Origin of the sequence: Synechococcus sp. MIT S9507, assembly GCF_047304715.1 — a bacterium.
In the GTDB taxonomy this organism is placed as follows: Bacteria; Cyanobacteriota; Cyanobacteriia; order PCC-6307; family Cyanobiaceae; genus Synechococcus_C.
On sequence record NZ_CP138970.1, the window covers coordinates 1,237,160 to 1,249,472 of the forward strand.

General features: G+C 57.8%; 14 protein-coding genes. 4 read left to right on the top strand and 10 right to left on the bottom strand.

Going from position 1 to position 12,313, the window contains the following annotated elements:
• The first annotated feature begins 88 nt into the window (after positions 1-88).
• The 3 genes from egtB to SIB83_RS06605 are packed head-to-tail and all read left to right on the top strand — an operon-like array spanning position 89 to position 2,788.
• Entirely contained in the window at positions 89-1,309 is a 1,221-nt protein-coding gene (gene egtB, locus SIB83_RS06595) for an ergothioneine biosynthesis protein EgtB (RefSeq protein WP_413404418.1), read from the top strand.
• Positions 1,306-2,277, top strand: a complete 972-nt coding sequence (egtD, locus tag SIB83_RS06600; RefSeq protein ID WP_413747150.1) for an L-histidine N(alpha)-methyltransferase — start codon at positions 1,306-1,308, stop codon at positions 2,275-2,277. Before egtB ends, egtD begins: the two co-directional genes overlap by 4 nt.
• A 25-nt stretch (positions 2,278-2,302) precedes the next feature.
• Positions 2,303-2,788, top strand: a complete 486-nt coding sequence (locus SIB83_RS06605; protein ID WP_413747307.1) for a hercynine metabolism protein — start codon at positions 2,303-2,305, stop codon at positions 2,786-2,788.
• Between the two features lie 12 nt (positions 2,789-2,800).
• Here SIB83_RS06605 and SIB83_RS06610 read toward each other — a convergent pair whose 3' ends face one another.
• The 7 genes from SIB83_RS06610 to SIB83_RS06640 form a co-directional block, all read right to left on the bottom strand.
• Entirely contained in the window at positions 2,801-3,064 is a 264-nt protein-coding gene (locus SIB83_RS06610; protein ID WP_147011917.1) for a hypothetical protein, read from the bottom strand.
• 67 nt (positions 3,065-3,131) lie between these two features.
• A complete protein-coding gene (gene lysS, locus SIB83_RS06615; protein WP_413747151.1) occupies positions 3,132-4,601 on the bottom strand; it encodes a lysine--tRNA ligase in 1,470 nt (489 codons plus the stop codon).
• Positions 4,602-4,683: 82 nt separating this feature from the next.
• Positions 4,684-5,493, bottom strand: a complete 810-nt coding sequence (gene rpaB, locus SIB83_RS06620) for a response regulator transcription factor RpaB (RefSeq protein WP_413404426.1) — start codon at positions 5,491-5,493, stop codon at positions 4,684-4,686.
• Between the two features lie 122 nt (positions 5,494-5,615).
• Entirely contained in the window at positions 5,616-6,923 is a 1,308-nt protein-coding gene (locus SIB83_RS06625; RefSeq protein ID WP_413747152.1) for an extracellular solute-binding protein, read from the bottom strand.
• Complete coding sequence (locus SIB83_RS06630; RefSeq protein WP_413747153.1) at positions 6,920-7,423, bottom strand: rod shape-determining protein MreD; 504 nt, start codon at positions 7,421-7,423, stop codon at positions 6,920-6,922. Before SIB83_RS06630 ends, SIB83_RS06625 begins: the two co-directional genes overlap by 4 nt.
• A 3-nt stretch (positions 7,424-7,426) precedes the next feature.
• On the bottom strand, positions 7,427-8,170 hold the full coding sequence (gene mreC / locus SIB83_RS06635) for a rod shape-determining protein MreC (RefSeq protein WP_413747154.1): 744 nt from the start codon (positions 8,168-8,170) through the stop codon (positions 7,427-7,429).
• 5 nt (positions 8,171-8,175) lie between these two features.
• Positions 8,176-9,228: a rod shape-determining protein gene (locus tag SIB83_RS06640; protein WP_413747308.1), complete on the bottom strand. Its 1,053-nt coding sequence runs from the start codon at positions 9,226-9,228 to the stop codon at positions 8,176-8,178.
• 152 nt (positions 9,229-9,380) lie between these two features.
• On the opposite strand from SIB83_RS06640, the gene SIB83_RS06645 reads away from it, so the two are divergent.
• Positions 9,381-9,761, top strand: a complete 381-nt coding sequence (locus SIB83_RS06645) for a single-stranded DNA-binding protein (protein WP_413404433.1) — start codon at positions 9,381-9,383, stop codon at positions 9,759-9,761.
• 27 nt (positions 9,762-9,788) lie between these two features.
• On the opposite strand, the gene SIB83_RS06650 is transcribed toward SIB83_RS06645, so the two are convergent.
• From SIB83_RS06650 to SIB83_RS06660, 3 genes are all read right to left on the bottom strand, one after another.
• Entirely contained in the window at positions 9,789-10,448 is a 660-nt protein-coding gene (locus SIB83_RS06650) for a DedA family protein (protein WP_413747155.1), read from the bottom strand.
• Between the two features lie 166 nt (positions 10,449-10,614).
• Complete coding sequence (locus SIB83_RS06655) at positions 10,615-11,625, bottom strand: hypothetical protein (RefSeq protein WP_413747156.1); 1,011 nt, start codon at positions 11,623-11,625, stop codon at positions 10,615-10,617.
• Positions 11,612-12,205 (bottom strand): glucosyltransferase domain-containing protein, encoded by a 594-nt coding sequence (locus tag SIB83_RS06660; RefSeq protein WP_413747157.1) that lies wholly within the window; start codon positions 12,203-12,205, stop codon positions 11,612-11,614. The genes SIB83_RS06655 and SIB83_RS06660 overlap by 14 nt, the downstream gene beginning before the upstream one ends.
• Positions 12,206-12,313 lie beyond the last annotated feature (108 nt).

The following is a 12,313-nucleotide window of genomic DNA, read 5'->3' on the forward strand; positions in this document are numbered from 1 at the left end:
GCTGCGGTTTAGGCTGATGGTAGGGGCAGTGCTGCGCTGACACCCGACAGGGATCCCACTAACGTCTCCGCCAGCATGATTCCCCTCCATGGCCTCCGGCTCGCTCCTGAATCGATTGATGGAGGTGCGGCGTACCAGTGAGGCGCTGATTGAACCACTCAACACGGAAGACCTCAACCTGCAGGGAATGGCCGATGCCAGCCCACCGAAATGGCACCTGGCTCACACCACCTGGTTCTTCGAAACCTTCGTGCTGAAGCCCCACCATCCCGACTATGTGCCTGCGGACCCTCGCTGGAGCTATCTGTTCAACTCCTATTACGAGGCTGTTGGCCCACGTCAGCCACGGCCCCAGCGAGGACTGCTCAGCCGACCACCGATGGAGGAGGTCTCAGCCTGGCGGAAGCGAGTGAACCAGGCACTCGAGGAGCTTTTGGAGCGCCACAGCGAAGCTCCATGGCTGAAGCTGGTGGAGCTGGGTCTTCACCATGAGCAGCAGCACCAGGAACTAATGCTGATGGACCTGCTGGATGGATTCAGTCGTCAGCCCCTGGAACCGGCCTATCGCACTGACTGGTGTGGGCAGATCGCTGATCAGCCCGTCACACCCTGTATCAAAACAGACTCACAGAAGAACGGACCCTGGCTCGACTGCCGCGGAGGGCTGGTGGAAGTGGGCCACAACGGTGATTCCTTCCACTTCGATAACGAAGGCCCGCGGCATCGAACCTGGCTGGAACCTTTCCGCATTGCCACTCAGCTGGTGAGCAATGCCGCTTACCGATGCTTCATCGATGATGGCGGTTATCAGCGTCCTGAGCTCTGGATGAGCGAGGGCTGGACGGAGCGCAGCGAGCGCAACTGGGAAGCACCCCGCTACTGGCGACGTGATCCTGATGGCCAAGGTCCCTGGCGCTGGGAGTTCACCCTGGCTGGCCGCTGCCCGCTGGAGGATCACCTGCCCGTGCGTCACCTCAGCTGGTTCGAAGCGGATGCCTACGCACGCTGGTCCAGCGCCCGCCTTCCCAGCGAAGCGGAATGGGAACTGGCCAGCACTGAACACGGCGATTCACTGCAACAGAGCCATGGTCAGCTCTGGCAATGGACCTCAAGCCCATACCGCCCCTACCCAGGATTCCAACCTGCAGCCGGCGCTGTCGGCGAATACAACGGCAAATTCATGACTTCCCAGTTCGTGCTGCGGGGCAGCAGCCAGCTCACACCCAGAGGGCATTCCCGCGACACTTACCGGAACTTCTTCACCCCGGCCAGCCGCTGGATGGCGGCGGGTCTGCGCCTGGCCCAATGACAACCCAAACGCCTGCGCGTCCCCAGCTGATCGATCTGCATCCACCCAGCGCGGACATGCGACGACTCGTGCAGGACGGCCTGAAACGTGAACCCCGCCAGCTGCCGGCCTGGTTCCTGTACGACAACGAGGGGTCACAACTGTTCGATCAGATCTGCCAGCAACCGGAATACAGCCTTACCCGAACGGAAATCGCCCTGCTGGAGTCATCAGCTGCAGACATCGTCAATGCCATCGGATCAGGAGTGATCGTTGAATTCGGCGCAGGCAGCGCACGCAAGGTGGGGCCGCTTCTGGAGGCGATGCACCCTCACGCCTATGTGGCTCTCGACATCAGCGCTGAGCATCTGCGCCGGTCAACAGCGACACTTCAGGCTCAACATCCTCGGGTGCCGATGTTGGGGATCTGCTGCGACCACAGTCAGCTTGAGGCCCTGCCAGACCATCCACTGATCCAAGGTGAAAGAAAAGTGGGGTTCTTTCCTGGAAGTTCCCTCGGCAACTTCACTCGTGACGAGGCCGTTGCGCTGCTGCACAGATTTCGCGTACTTCTCAGTGGCGGACCGCTTTTGCTGGGACTTGATCAACCAAAGGCAAGCTCCAGGCTGGAGGCCGCTTACGACGATGCGGCAGGCATCTCTGCTGCCTTCGCCCGGAACCTACTGCGAAGACTGAACAAGGATCTGGATGCTGACTTCAACCCAGACAAGTTCCTCTATGAGGCTGTCTGGCAGGAAGCAGAGAGCCGCGTCCGCATGGCCCTAATCAGCGAGGTTCACCAGACGGTCTCGGTAGCTGGTGAGCCATGGACCTTCAGCGCAGGACAGCCCCTTGTGACCGAATACAGCGTCAAGTACTCAGCGGAGATGGCCCGTGAACTGGCCAAAGACGCAGGCTGGCGCTGGTGCGGTCGCTGGCACGATCCTGCCGATGACCTCTCCCTGCACTGGCTGGAAGCTGCAGACTGAGCTGAGACGCATCAAGCCTGGACTGATGTCACCGACATGGCTCGATCAGCTTGAACGCAACCTGGAAGAGCGGTTGGATGCCTTTTTGCGCTCCAATCCCGACCAGGACCGCATGCTGCGGGAACAGCATCTGCAGGATAGACAGCGCGATCTCAGCAGCCGACGCGACCAGATGCAGATCCAGGCCAAAGACCTTCGACGCCAGCTGCTTTCACTAGCAGAACAAGTTCAGGCCTGGGGAGAACGCACAAAAAAAGCCCGCAACGCCGGAGCCGATGACCTGGCGTTGCGGGCTGAAAAGCATGTGAACAACCTGATGAATCAGGGAAGGGATCTCTGGAACGAGCTGGATGAACTGGGTCGGAATTTCCGAGACCTGGATCAACAGATTTCCCTGCTCAATCAGAAGGTCTCACAACAAGGAGGAGATCGCAGCCTGGATGAAGACTGGGCCTTGTTTGAAGCCCATCAGGAACTTGAAGAGCTGAGGCGTAGCCAGGGCCTCAGCTGATCGGCCAGGCAATCAGGACTTGGGAGCTGGAGGCTCGAGGCTGACATTCTCGGGCGGAGGAGTGGGATCAGGATCGGCAATCAGCATGTGCTGAAGCACGATCTCAGGACGCTCGCTGTCACGCCAGCGAATGCGATAGGCGGGCATCTTTGTGCCTCGACTGGTGGTCTGCTCAACAGGCTCCATCACCCAGCCGCGGCGGGAGCGCCCCTGGGGATTGCGCTTGACCACCGCATCGGCGTGCTTGAAGCGGAAACCTACGCGCTCACCACTCATTGGAAAGGGACCTTGCCACTGTGCTCCATTATCCACCCTGAGGGCGCAAGGCAACCGTCCCTGACAATCAGACCTCTGGACGCAGAAGCGGGAAGGCAATCACATCGCGAATCGAGGGGCTGTCAGTGAGCAGCATGACCAATCGATCGATGCCGATACCGAGGCCACCCGTGGGAGGCATCCCCACCTCCAGAGCATTGACGAAATCCTCATCAAGACCCTGAGCCTCAAGATCGCCGGCGGCTTTGCGCTCCTGCTGAGTCTCCAGACGCTGTCGCTGATCCACTGGATCAGTGAGCTCACTGAAGGCATTGGCATGCTCTCTGCCAACGATGAACAACTCAAACCGTTCCACCAAGCCAGGCTTGCTGCGGTGTGGACGTGCCAGAGGCGAAATCTCAAGGGGATAGTCCAACACAAATGTGGGCTGGATCAAAGTGGACTCCACAGCCTGCTCAAACGCCTCATTAAGAAGACGTCCCACGGAATCTGCCAACGCAGGAGCATGCAGACCCTGCATCTCCATGGCCGCTGCGGCTTCCTCCCGGGTTTTGAAAGCCTGGAAATCCAGGCCGGTGGAGTCCTGCACCAACTCATGCATGGTGGCCCGTTTCCAGGGAGGGCTCAGATCAATCTCAGTGCCTTGGTAAGTGATGATCTGGCAACCGCAGACCTCCTGACAGACAGCACTGATCATCTGCTCAGTGAGCTCCATCATCCCGAGGTAATCGGAATAGGCCTGATACACCTCAACTGAAGTGAATTCAGGATTGTGTCGGGTGCTGATGCCCTCATTGCGGAAAATTCGACCAAGCTCATACACCCGCTCGAAGCCCCCCACAACCAGCCTCTTGAGGTGCAGTTCCGTGGCGATCCGCAAGGTCAGCGGAAGGTCCAGAGCGTTGTGATGCGTTTCAAAGGGTCTGGCATCAGCCCCACCCGGCTGACTCTGCAGAACGGGTGTCTCGATTTCCAGGAAGTCGCGATCATCCAACCAGCGCCGAATCGCGCTCACCGTTAACGCACGGCGCCGAAACGTTTCCCGCGACTGGGGCGTCACGATCAGATCGAGATAGCGCTGTCGGTAACGCTTTTCCACATCGGCAAGGCCATGCCACTTGTCAGGCAACGGCTGCAGCGATTTGGTGAGCATGGTCCACTCAGACACTTTCACAGACAGCTCACCGCGATCAGTCCGGCGCAGGATTCCGCGCACCCCGATCAGATCGCCCGCATCGACAAGTGCCGTGATCTGTGCAAACGACTCACCCAGGGTTGATTTTTCCAGAAACAGCTGAATCGTGCCTGTCTCATCAGACAAGGTGAAGAAGGCAAGTTTGCCCATCACCCGACGCGTCATCACACGACCTGCGACCGCCACGCTGAGATCTCGCTCTTCGCCTTTGGGCAGGTCAGCGTGGGCATCCTGCAACTGCGCCATCCGATCGGTGGGATCGAAGTGGAGGGCATAGGGCTCTACACCCTGCTCTCTGAGCGCATTCGCCTTCTCCAAACGGGTCTCTCGCAGTTCAGACACAGGAAAGAGTTCAGATGGGCGCCATCCTGCCGGTCGACGGTGCCGGCAAGCCAGAGAAAAGTCAGAGCTCTACAGAGCCAACTCAGCTTGCAACTGCAGCAGGAGCGTTGTCACCCATGCGCTGAGAGGAATAACCAATGCCACGCACAGTGAGAATCAGCTCTGGATTACGAGGATCCGGTTCAAGCTTGCCGCGCAGGCGGGCCACGTACACATCAACAACCCGAAGGTCTGCGGCACGACGCGGCGGATAGCCCCAGAGCTGCTCAAGAATCTCAGCACGGGGAACGACTCGGCCAGGCTCCCTGAACAGGAGTTCAAGCAGGCTGAACTCGGTGTAGGTGAGTGAAATTCGTTCACTGCCGCGAGTGACCTGACGGCGATTGGTATCGACAACAAGATCACCCACACGCACCACGCCTTGGCCGGTGGGAAGCTCGCGAGGCTCAGCCGTGGCCGAACCCCTGCCCACGCGACGGAGGATTGTGGCGATTCTGGCTTCAAGCTCTTTGGGGCTGAAGGGCTTCGGCAGATAATCATCCGCGCCGAGATCAAGGCCGGCAACTCGCTCTGAAATGGCTTCCAGTGCCGACAGAAAAATGATCGGTACACAGGATTCGGCCCGCAGACGCCGACAGACCGCAAAACCATCAAGTTTCGGCAGCATCACGTCCAGAACCACGAGGTCCGGAGATTCGCGATGGAACACCTCTAAAGCTTCCTCTCCATCCTCTGCGCAGACAACGCGATAACCGGCGAGTTGCAAACGCATCACCAGGACCCGACGCACAGCCGGCTCGTCATCAACGACAAGCAGTGTGGCTTTGGCAGACTCTGGAGCTCCCTGGAGAGTCCCATCGCCATCATGTCGGTGGGATGGGCCGTCGGGCATACACTCCATCAAGTAAGAATTGCAACCCTACCGTTCGACGTGTGCGGAACGGGCTCCGGGATCCAAACCGGGAACAGGTTTTGGCTTCTTTTAAGAATTGAAGCGGTGTCCAGCCCAGGGGGTCAGGGCCAGCGGGCAGCTGCATAACTGTTCCATTGCTGCTCTGCTTCAAGCACGGCCTGATCACTGCTGATCTGGCCCAACATGGCTCGCTGCAACTGGGTGTAGACAATGCTTTGCAATCGCTTGACCCCAGGAGTCGCAGGCACAAGCACCCGTGCACTGTTCAACGTTTCAGCCGACAGCAGACGCGCGTCACGGATCTGAGCCTCGGCCGCATCGGATGGCTGCTCGGCCTCAAGCTCCGCACGAACAGCCGCCAGGGCCTCCAGAGAGGAGGGAAGAACTCTTGCCTCGCGGGCAAAACGAGCCTGATTGGTCCCGTTGGTCAAGAAAAGGGCCAGTTCAACAGCGTCGCGAGCCTGCTGACTCTGCCGAGGCACCGCCAGCGTCATCAAGGCCACGTTGGCGGTGCCGTCGGGGCCGGTGAGCGGTGGCTCAGGTGAGGTGACCGCCGCCACGCCTGGAGCATTGGTCTGAATGCTGCGCAGAAACTCAGCACCGCTGGCCAGCAATGCCAGTTCACCGCTCTGATAGAGCTCGATGGCCCGCCGCTGGCCCTGGCTCACCACTTCCCGGGGCAACAAGCCTTCGCGATACAGATCCGTCCAGAATGCAAAGGCCTTTCTGCCAACCGGCGTGTTGAACGCAGCTCTCTGACGAGCATCAAGAAGGGTCACACCCATCTGTACCAGCGACTCCAGCAGCTCCGCGGAATCATCGGGGACAACCGTGACAAAAAGACCGTAACGACCTGTGCGCTCGCGGATGCTGCGTGCATAGGCAGGCACCTCCTCCCATCGACGAGGAGCCCCAGAGAGTCCAGCCTGACGCAGAAGATCGCCGTTCACCAGGCTCAGGCGGACCGTCAGATACCAGGGGATGGCGATCTGACCCGCCTGAGGATCCCTGGCCGCCTTCCAGACCGATGGCAGGTAGATCTGCTCTGCACCCGGTGGCAACAGCGGCGTGAGATCGGTGAGGCCACCCTTGCTGGCCAGATTGGCCGCAAAGGGGGGATTGAGATTCACCACATCAGGGGCAGTGCGGGCAAACACGGCCGCCAGCAGCTTGCGCTCCACCGATCCCCAGGGGAGATCAGTCCATCGAACCGGAGCCTCTGGATGCAGCGTGTCCCAGGCCCCAAGCACGCCATTCATGTACGGATTGAACTTGGGGGCCAGTTGCAGAGTCCAGAGCTGGAGAGTGCCGTCAGGGACTGATCCCGGACGACACCCCCAGATGAACACCGACAAACCGGATAGAGCCAGGCCGGTCAGGAACCTGCGCCGTCGCAGAGAGAAGATCATGCTGGAGCTCGCCGTCGCCACAGAAGCAGCTGCCAGGATCCAACCAATGGCGCCAGCAGTCCAGTGATCAAAGACTGGGCGAAAATGGTCTGCAGTGCCCACGTCTGGAGGAATCCTTCGGAAGATCCCAGCACCAGCCACTGAATCCATAAAGACAAGCCGAGCACCAGCGTTCCAATCCAGGCCAGCAGGCCCAGGTTGAGGCTGCGCTGAATCGGCGGACCGCGACGGCCCAGACGCCCCCACCACCAACCCATCAGGACAAGGGCGGGAACCTGACTGACGTCACCGAGGCTCAGACCATCCAGAGCAAGCCCAATCGCAGCTCCTGCAATCGCACCTGCAAAAGGGCCATCCACCAGCGACCAGGGAAGCAGCCAGAGGATTGCCCAGCTGGGCGGAACACCATCCAAACTGAGCCAGGGGGGTGGTGCCACCTGCAAGACCGGCACCAGAAGGGCGGATGCCACACAGATTGGTTGTCGATGCAGGCACGTCATTCTCTAGCGCACCTTCACCTGAACCCAATCAATGGCATCAGGCGGCGCAATCAGCTGCACCAGAGCAGTAGGTGCCGGAACCGATCTGGCATTGAGCGACTGCACCACTGCCACCGGCAGGTTGGGGGGCAACAGCGTGCTGGCAGGAGAGGTGCTGACCAGGTCACCCGGGCGGGCCTGGATGTCCTTGTCAAGAAACTGCAACTGAGGCCGGGCTGTTCCAAGGCCCACCAGCAGACCATGCTGCTGAGTGCGCGGCAACCAGACACCGATGCGACTGCCTGGAGCCGTCAGCAGGCGAACCGTGCTGGTGATGGGCGTCACGCTCTGAACCCTGCCGACCAGGCCTCCAGGGCCCACCACGGCATCGTCCTTTGCCACACCTTCCAGAGATCCCTTGCCCAGCATCAACTGTTGCCACCAGCCCGATGTTGAACGGGAGATGACCGCAGCCTGAAGCCAGTCACCGGATGACTGCTGATCCAGGGCCAAAAGCTCGCGCAGTCGTGCGTTGTCCTGCTCCAAAAGCTCCAGGCGGGAGAGCTGCTCCTGCTGTTGAGCAGACTCAATCCACTCGCGTTGAGCGGAGCCCGGCCAGAAAGGACGAGTCAATAAAGCGAAGGCATCAGCAAATCCAGCCCCTTTGCTGAATCGGACCATTCCCAGAGCCAGCAGCAAGAGCAACCACGGCCACAGACGCTTCATGGAGCGCAGCCTTGCCCCCTGGGGCCTCTGGGTGGAGCCCATGGTGATCAGAGAGCAGCAGCTGAGCGAACGAATTCAGGTGTGTCAAGCACCCTCTGAAGGCGCTTGTAATCATCAAGAACCTGCCCACAACCTTTGACCACACACAACAGTGGCTCCTCTGCGATGTGGGTGAAAATCCCCGTCTCATGGCTGATCAGATCACTGATACCGCGAACCAAAGCGCCACCTCCTGCCAGCATGATGCCTCGATCAACAATGTCGGCGGCAAGTTCCGGAGGAGTGCGCTCGAGGGTGCGCTTCACAGCCTCAACAATCACGTTCAGAGGTTCAGAGATGGCTTCACGCAGATCGCCTGCCTGCAACTGAATCGTTCGAGGCAGCCCGGAGAGCAGATGAAGGCCCCGAACATCCATCACCGTCTGATCAAACTCTTCATCGTGGAAGGCGGAACCGATGCGGATCTTGATTTCCTCGGCAGTGCGCTCACCCACAACAAGGTTGTGCACTTTCTTGAGATAGACGCCGATGGAGTCGCTGATTTCATCTCCAGCGACTCGTACGGACTCGCTGAGCACCGTGCCACCGAGGCTGAGCACCGCCACCTCCGTGGTGCCGCCTCCGATATCAACAATCATTGTGCCGACAGGCTCGGTGACCGGCAGTCCGGCACCAATGGCAGCCGCGACAGGCTCGTCAATCAGATGAACCTCGCGTGCTCCGGCGAGACCGGCTTCACGCACGGCACGACGCTCCACACCGGTCACCCCGCTGGGAATTCCCACGACAAGACGAGGGGCCACGATGCCGCGGCCTTCATTGCCTTTTTGGATGAAGGTTGTGAGCATCTGTTCAGCCGCATCGAAATCGGCGATCACACCATCCCGCAGAGGGCGAACAGCACGGATATTTCCAGGCGTGCGGCCAAGCATCAGCTTGGCCTCGTCTCCAACGGCCATGGTCACACCGCGTTCGAGATCCAGAGCCACCACGGAAGGCTCCTGCAGCACGATCCCCTTGCCCGAGACGTAAATCAGGGTGTTGGCAGTACCCAGATCGATGCCGATGTCACGGGACAGCTGGAAACGGCGGAACAGCACTGGCGAGTACACATTTCGGCGAATCATAGGTGCAGTTTCAGGGCTCTCCTGTTACGAATTCGATGGAGGGTGGAACTTCTAGAAGGCAGCCACAGCAACCGTCAGTTCTGACAGCCGTGGCGCATCATTGACCCAACAACAGGAGAGATTCAATGGGTGTCAATTCCGTGACCCTGGTTGGCCGTGCCGGCCGGGATCCAGAAGTCAGGTATTTCGAATCGGGAAGCATGGTGGCGAACCTCACCATCGCCGTGAACCGCAGAAGTCGCGACGACGAACCCGACTGGTTCAATCTTGAGATCTGGGGAAAACAGGCCCAGGTTGCTGCCGACTACGTGAAAAAAGGATCCCTGCTGGGGATCATCGGCAGCTTCAAGCTGGACCGATGGAATGACCGGAACAGTGGTGAAGAACGCAGCAAGCCGGTGGTTCGCGTTGACCGGCTTGAACTTCTTGGCTCGAAAAGAGACAACCAGGAGGCAAGCAGCAGCTTCGGAGGCGGGAGTCCCAGCGATGAAGAAGTGCCCTTCTGAATCCTGAGTCAGCCGATCAGTCCGCCATCAATCCGCGGACTGTCGACGCCTCCAGATCCGGAGACCTAACCAGATCCCCCCGGCCAGCACAGCAACCACCAGAAGAATCTTGATCACTTTGCTGACCGGATCAATCCAGGCCTCCACATTGCTGTAACCCTCACCGAGCACCATGCCCGCAACAGTCAGCAAGAGGGTCCAGATCAGACTGCCGGCGGTGGTCCAGATCAGAAACGGCGTCACCGGCATCAATTCAATTCCGGCAGGCACAGAAATCAGGGTGCGAATGCCGGGCACCAAACGTCCCCAGAACACCAGAGCGGTCCCATAGCGACTGAACCAGCGTCGACTGCGTGACAACTCCTGAGGACTGATGCCAATCCAGCGGCCATGGCGACTGAGCCATTGCTCAATTCTTTCTTCATTGATCAGCCTGCCAATTCCATACCAAGGCAATGCACCAAGAACAGTTCCCACCAAGCCCGCGATGACCACAGGGATCAGCTGCAACTGGCCTTGCTGAACGTAAAAACCTCCGAGAGGCATGATCAGCTCGGAAGGAATCGGTGGAAACAGATTCTCCAGAAACATGGCTGCAAAGATTGCGCCATATCCCGCCCAGGGGTTGGCTTCTACCGCCTGACCAATCCAGTCAGGCAGTTGTGAGACGAATTCGGTGAGCCCCATGGACCGCTCTGAAGTCGACGCAAGTCTTCCATGAAGTGGGCCGTCCGACGCATTTGAGCTGATTAATCGTCCTCACGAATCAACACGACTGGTTTTCAAGACTCCTGTCAATTCAACACTTAACCAACCAAAAGCAACAACAAAACCAATCAGAGGGCCTAACAATTTATTTTTGATCTGGCGGATTCGCAATTGGCAGTAACTTGATCAAGATGGTTTCACGGTTCAGACGAAAAAGTCGAAATTCTGACCGACAAAGAGATTGCGCTGCAGCGCAATCCGGGAGATTGGAGCGATCAAAATCAGCACCCTTGACACGATCGAGATTTAAACCATAAAAAGCAAGTTGGCGCAAACCATGAGACCAACCGTCTTGCAGAAGCCTGGGCACGAGTCGGTCAATCAATGGGAATTTTCGGACGGTATTGGATAGCAGTGGAGAGGCTGGCATCACACCTTCAACCAGTGCATGACGAAACTCATCTGCAGGAGAAACACTTTGAAGTTCAGAAACCCCCCAGATCAGACGAGATATTCTTTGCTGTTCAAACAGATTCTGCGCCTGAAAAGAATGGCCATAGGCATAGGAGAAGACCAGCAAAAGCCACGCGAAAGCCACTAGCGAAATTTTGGCGCAGACGGTGCTCAGCAAAGAAAAACCAACTCTCACATGCTGACGTGAATCTGAATAGACGAGCGCAACCAATTGAACAGATACAAACGTCAGCAATGGCCCCAAGAACAGCAACATTCGAGGCACATCAAGCATCGAGTCCTTGAGTAACAGCAATGGACCGGGAGAGGCACAAGCAACCAGAGCCGCAAAACCAAGAAGAGCCAAGCCACGGGGAAAACCTGCCCTTTTCAGTACCATCAACCCATAGGAAGCAACAAGGCCAAGCAAAGCCAACAAAGGAAGACCCTGACCAAAATCGCCAACAACCTGAGCCCAAACTTCAACCAACCTTCCAGCAAATGCAAGAGAGAAAATTTTGGAAGTATCCATCACCTGACTCAGCCTTTCCCCATAACCATTCCACTGCTCAACCGTCAACAAAGCAACGATGCGATAAGCAAGCAATGCCGCGCCAAAAGCAACAGCAGATCGCAAAAAACGTGCGCGCAGACTCATCACAGCGAGGGGAGCGCTCAACAGACGCAGCTCAGCACCGATCATCAAGAATCCAGCAGAAGGAATGAATCCTGAGGCCCCAGGCTGATACAAACAAAATGCAAACAACAATAAAAACAGCAACAAATAAAACCGAACCACGAAGCGAAGCCTGAAGAAGAATCGCAGCAACAACGGCCAATGCAACGGACAGTGACATCAAGATGGAGTCGAAGCCATAGGAGAGATTTTCCAATCCGTAAGGCTGCGCAAAAAGGGGCAGCACAGCCAAAGCTGACCAAACAGAAGAACGCAGGCCGAAAGCTTTCGCAATCAGCAACCCCACACAGGCATACAAAAAGATAGACAGCAACAGATAAAGAGGCGCAACCGCTGTACCAGGCCGCCCAAAATTAATCAAATAAAATATAACATCAGCCAGCGGTCTTCCAACATGATCCCAACCCAAATGACCACGGAAAGAACGCCGATAATCATCAATATAACGATGCACAAACAGCATGACTGGCAACAGAGCAATGACGCCAGCAGCAAAGATTGAAAGAAATTGAAGGCGACAGTTCCTCCAACAGAAACCTCTCAATGGCCCCGGAAAATCAAGAAGCTTTATCAGCCATTCAGTCATCGTGGAAGCCTTGCTCTGGTCGGTTCAACATGCGCCTCATCGGGCATGCATCAAGGATTAGCAGTTGGAGGTATTGAAGCAAGCAAAGCAATCAGATGAACCGAAAAA

Coding starts and splice junctions, on each gene's coding strand:
- egtD (WP_413747150.1), top strand. CDS start 1,306: ATGACAACCCAAACGCCTGCGCGTCCCCAGCTGATCGATCTGCATCCA.
- SIB83_RS06650 (WP_413747155.1), bottom strand. CDS start 10,448: ATGGGGCTCACCGAATTCGTCTCACAACTGCCTGACTGGATTGGTCAG.
- SIB83_RS06655 (WP_413747156.1), bottom strand. CDS start 11,625: ATGATCGGTGCTGAGCTGCGTCTGTTGAGCGCTCCCCTCGCTGTGATG.
- SIB83_RS06645 (WP_413404433.1), top strand. CDS start 9,381: ATGGGTGTCAATTCCGTGACCCTGGTTGGCCGTGCCGGCCGGGATCCA.
- SIB83_RS06605 (WP_413747307.1), top strand. CDS start 2,303: ATGTCACCGACATGGCTCGATCAGCTTGAACGCAACCTGGAAGAGCGG.
- rpaB (WP_413404426.1), bottom strand. CDS start 5,493: ATGCCCGACGGCCCATCCCACCGACATGATGGCGATGGGACTCTCCAG.
- SIB83_RS06610 (WP_147011917.1), bottom strand. CDS start 3,064: ATGAGTGGTGAGCGCGTAGGTTTCCGCTTCAAGCACGCCGATGCGGTG.
- mreC (WP_413747154.1), bottom strand. CDS start 8,170: ATGGGCTCCACCCAGAGGCCCCAGGGGGCAAGGCTGCGCTCCATGAAG.
- egtB (WP_413404418.1), top strand. CDS start 89: ATGGCCTCCGGCTCGCTCCTGAATCGATTGATGGAGGTGCGGCGTACC.
- SIB83_RS06630 (WP_413747153.1), bottom strand. CDS start 7,423: ATGACGTGCCTGCATCGACAACCAATCTGTGTGGCATCCGCCCTTCTG.
- SIB83_RS06625 (WP_413747152.1), bottom strand. CDS start 6,923: ATGATCTTCTCTCTGCGACGGCGCAGGTTCCTGACCGGCCTGGCTCTA.
- SIB83_RS06660 (WP_413747157.1), bottom strand. CDS start 12,205: ATGACTGAATGGCTGATAAAGCTTCTTGATTTTCCGGGGCCATTGAGA.